We start from the raw sequence: 3255 nt of genomic DNA on the forward strand, positions 1-3255 counted from the left end.
AAGTCCCTCTCTTCGCACCAAAGCCGATAAGCGACAATCAGCAACACCCGTGTGCGAAGGTGGCGGAATTGGTAGACGCGCTAGCTTCAGGTGTTAGTGTCCTAACGGACGTGAGGGTTCAAGTCCCTCTCTTCGCACCACTTCTGCTTTTCCTCATCTCTCTATTTTTACTTTTACGTCTGATCCCCATCATTGACTATCCTGCTATCGCGCCCCATCCAGAGATCCAACGACGTCAATTATACCCGACGCCATCGATATATATCACCGATAGCCTCGCTCCGTGCAGCCTCGCCTCTACGCGGCGCTTAGCCTATCTGCAGCGACAGCATGCTCAGCGATCCCATGACGATCCCCTGCTCAAACACCCGCAGCGGCTCCGTGCCATCCCAGCAACCCAGCACAGGCAGCAGCGGCAGGAAGTGCTCCGGTGTCGGATTGGCCAGCGTAGCATCCGGATCATCGGTAAACCGCAGTAATGCAGCATCCTCACCACGTTCACGCAGCCCCTGGCGGACAACCTCTTCAAAGCGCCGCGCCCAGGGATAAGGTTCGACCTCCGCCTCCCAGCGCAGCGTACCCAGGTTATGCACTACGTTACCGCTGCCCAAGATCAGGACACCGCGCTGCCGCAGCGGAGCCAGCGCCTGCCCCAATTGATAGTGGTACGCCGCCGGCTGACGCGGATCGAGGCTGAGCTGTATCACCGGAATATCGGCCTGAGGGTACAGGTGAACCAGCAGACTCCACGCTCCATGGTCCAGTCCCCAGCCGTTCTCATCCAGCAACAGCGTATACTGCGTCGCCAGTAAAGACTGCAGTTCCCGGGCCAATGCCGGGCTGCCTGGCGCCGGATAGCGCAGCGCAGAGAGCGCGGGCGGAAAGCCGCCAAAGTCATGCAGGGTACGCGGCTGCGCCATCGCCGTAGCCCACAGCCCCTGAGTACACCAGTGAGCCGAGATCGCCACAATGGCCTTTGGCCGTGGCAGCTCACGCCCCAGACGCTGCCACAGGGCGCTGAACGGGTTATCCTCGATGGCGTTCATCGGACTCCCATGCGCCAGAAATAGCGCCGGCATCGTCGCATCGTTCATGGTGTTGCCTCGTAGTGATCGCCCGCCGCTCGCGGCGGCTGTCATAAAAAAACGGCTCCACGCACAAAATACGTGCCAGCCTCCAGCTTGATAGTCAGAAGCATAGAATAGGCACAGACAATCAGTGGAATTGTATATAACACGCTCACATTTATTTACTTCTGCTCACACTTAATAAATAATAAAAATCATTATCATCAACTACGAGGCGTGTTCATGTCCATTCCCCTGCTTCTGACGCTGCTTGCCGGCGGTGCCACCGTCGTTGGGGCTCTGCTGGCCATCATCGGACAAAGGCCCTCCAATCGTGTACTGGCCTTTTCCCTCGGCTTTGCCGCCGGGATCATGCTGCTTATTTCGCTGATGGAGATGCTGCCCGCGGCGCTGAATACGCCAAATATGTCGCCGCTGCTCGGCTATACGATGTTTATTCTCGGTCTGGTTGGATACTTTTTATTAGATCGTCTGCTACCCCACCAGCACGCCCACGATATGGTCGCGCTGGGCAACCGAACGCCACGCAATCTGAAACGCACCGCGCTGCTGCTTACGCTGGGCATCAGCCTGCACAATTTTCCCGAGGGCATTGCCACCTACGTCACCGCCAGCGCCGATCTGGAGCTGGGCATGGGCATCGCCCTGGCGGTAGCCATTCATAACATTCCAGAGGGGTTGGCCGTCGCGGGCCCCGTGTATGCCGCCAGCGGCTCGCGCCTGCGCGCGCTGTGGTGGGCCAGCCTGTCGGGCATAGCGGAGATCCTCGGTGGGCTGCTGGCCTTTACCCTGCTGGGGTCGGCGGTGTCACCGGTCGGGATGGCGGCGATCATGGCGCTGGTCGCCGGGATCATGGTCGCGCTGTCGGTAGATGAGCTTATGCCGCTGGCGCGGGAGATCGATCCACACAGCAATCCCAGCCGCGGGGTGTTGTGTGGCATGACCGTCATGGGGCTGAGTCTGGCCCTGCTGCAGGCGACGCCGCTATAAAAACGCAAGGGATAGCTACTGGCTATCCCTCTATGATATGCACTCGCATCGAAGCGCTGCCGAATTAGTCGGCCTGCTCCTGCGGCTCACGGGCCTGACGATAGGCCACCAGATCCTCAATGGTCACCACCGGCATCTCATGCTGGCGCGCAAAGGCCATCACCTGCGGAGCACGCGCCATCGTACCGTCATCATTGGTCAGTTCACACAGCACGCCGGCAGGACGGAAACCCGCCAGCGAAACCAGATCGATTGTCGCCTCAGTATGACCACGACGCGCCAATACGCCGCCAGGACGGGCGCGCAGCGGGAAAACATGCCCCGGACGATGGAGATCGCCCGGCTTAGCATCGTCGGCGATAGCCGCACGTACCGTGGTCAGGCGATCCTGTGCGGAAACCCCGGTGGTTACCCCTTCCGCCGCTTCAATCGTCACGGTGAAGGCGGTGCCATAATGGCTGGTGTTATTGCTCACCATCATCGGCAGATCCAGCTGCTGGCGACGCGCTTCGGTGATACACAGGCAGACAATACCGCTGCCGTGGCGGATAGTCAGCGCCATCTGCTCCACAGTCATCTTCTCGGCGGCAAAGATCATGTCGCCTTCATTTTCACGGTTTTCATCATCCAGCACCATGACGCCACGGCCATCGCGCAGTGCGGACAGGGCGCGCTCTACGCGCTCCATCGGGGTACCGAAATCGGAAAGCAGAATCTGATTCATGGTAAAAACCTCATCAATAATTGTATGAATTACCAGAATCAGGGCAAGTTTGAGGAGCAGCACACGCAGCGGCGCGGCTAAAATAACGCGAGCAGGTTAATCCCGGCAGATATCGTTACTCTCTCCTATCCGGACTGTAACCGTCGGCCCCGGAATTACACCGGATCTGCTGACCCCACATGATCATGCGGGCGCTCGCGGGCTTTCAGTGACGCCGAAGCGTACCAATTTACCGCCGGTAGGGACTTTCACCCCGCCCTGAGAATAAGCAGACTGACTATAGCGCCAAAGCCGGTAACGGGCAATCACCATTGCCGATTATTGGCGTTCGCTCACAAACAGTGTCATTCAGGCTCGTTATCGAGCATTTTTTATCCAGTGCGCCGTAAAACCCCGTCCTTCAGGGCGGAGATATAAGGCACGGTTTTCTACCTAACTTGGTGTTTGCTGTTA

Annotated in this window: 3 protein-coding genes, 1 tRNA gene and 1 riboswitch; of the genes, 2 read left to right on the forward strand and 2 right to left on the reverse strand. The window is 58.6% G+C overall.

Going from position 1 to position 3255, the window contains the following annotated elements; genetic code table 11:
• Positions 1-53 precede the first annotated feature (53 nt).
• Positions 54-140: transfer RNA gene (locus tag EIEH_RS05775), tRNA-Leu, on the forward strand.
• Positions 141-308: 168 nt separating this feature from the next.
• On the opposite strand, the gene ygiD is transcribed toward EIEH_RS05775, so the two are convergent.
• Positions 309-1094 (reverse strand): 4,5-DOPA-extradiol-dioxygenase, encoded by a 786-nt coding sequence (gene ygiD / locus EIEH_RS05780; protein WP_015869979.1) that lies wholly within the window; start codon positions 1092-1094, stop codon positions 309-311.
• Positions 1095-1310: 216 nt separating this feature from the next.
• Between ygiD and zupT the strand changes: the two genes are divergently transcribed.
• Positions 1311-2078, forward strand: coding sequence for a zinc transporter ZupT (gene zupT / locus EIEH_RS05785; protein WP_015869978.1), 768 nt, complete (start codon positions 1311-1313; stop codon positions 2076-2078).
• Positions 2079-2142: 64 nt separating this feature from the next.
• On the opposite strand, the gene ribB is transcribed toward zupT, so the two are convergent.
• Positions 2143-2802 (reverse strand): 3,4-dihydroxy-2-butanone-4-phosphate synthase, encoded by a 660-nt coding sequence (ribB, locus tag EIEH_RS05790; protein ID WP_015869977.1) that lies wholly within the window; start codon positions 2800-2802, stop codon positions 2143-2145.
• Positions 2803-2915: 113 nt separating this feature from the next.
• Positions 2916-3072: riboswitch (FMN riboswitch) on the reverse strand.
• Between the last annotated feature and the right edge of the window lie 183 nt (positions 3073-3255).

This window comes from Edwardsiella ictaluri ATCC 33202, assembly GCF_000264785.1.
Classification (GTDB): Bacteria; Pseudomonadota; Gammaproteobacteria; order Enterobacterales; family Enterobacteriaceae; genus Edwardsiella; species Edwardsiella ictaluri.

Bases quoted from the DNA above. Each gene is read 5' to 3' on its own strand.
- ribB (WP_015869977.1), bottom strand. From the start codon at position 2,802: ATGAATCAGATTCTGCTTTCCGATTTCGGTACCCCGATGGAGCGCGTA.
- ygiD (WP_015869979.1), bottom strand. From the start codon at position 1,094: ATGAACGATGCGACGATGCCGGCGCTATTTCTGGCGCATGGGAGTCCG.
- zupT (WP_015869978.1), top strand. From the start codon at position 1,311: ATGTCCATTCCCCTGCTTCTGACGCTGCTTGCCGGCGGTGCCACCGTC.